This is a genomic window from Psychrobacter sp. TB20-MNA-CIBAN-0197 (assembly GCF_040309765.1).
GTDB classification, from domain to species: Bacteria; Pseudomonadota; Gammaproteobacteria; order Pseudomonadales; family Moraxellaceae; genus Psychrobacter; species Psychrobacter submarinus.
The window spans coordinates 1-270 of sequence record NZ_JBEOPC010000638.1; the positions used below are offsets into that span (position 1 = coordinate 1).

The window sequence follows — 270 nt, forward strand, 5'->3', positions numbered from 1 at the left end:
GGGCATTACTTCTGCAATAAAGTCATCAATACCAACTTGTTTAGCAACGGCTTGTGCAGTGGCTTTGTTGTCACCTGTTAGCATGACTAGGTGGGTACCTTTATCTTGCAGGCGTTTAATAGCTTCAACTGAATCCTCTTTAATTGGATCGGCTACTGCAATAGTAGCGTGGAGCTTATTATTACTTGCAAAATACATGGGCGTTTTAGCATCACTGGCAAGTGTTTGAGCTTGCTCGATTGCATCATCAACGGCCACGTTGTATTTATC

The 270-nt window shown here is 42.6% G+C and carries 1 protein-coding gene; it reads right to left on the minus strand.

Features of this window, described 5'->3' with window-relative positions; translation table 11 throughout:
• Positions 1-258: HAD family hydrolase (locus AAEY83_RS15315; protein ID WP_351060269.1), on the minus strand; the 258-nt coding region annotated here is incomplete at its 3' end.
• Positions 259-270: the final 12 nt, after the last annotated feature.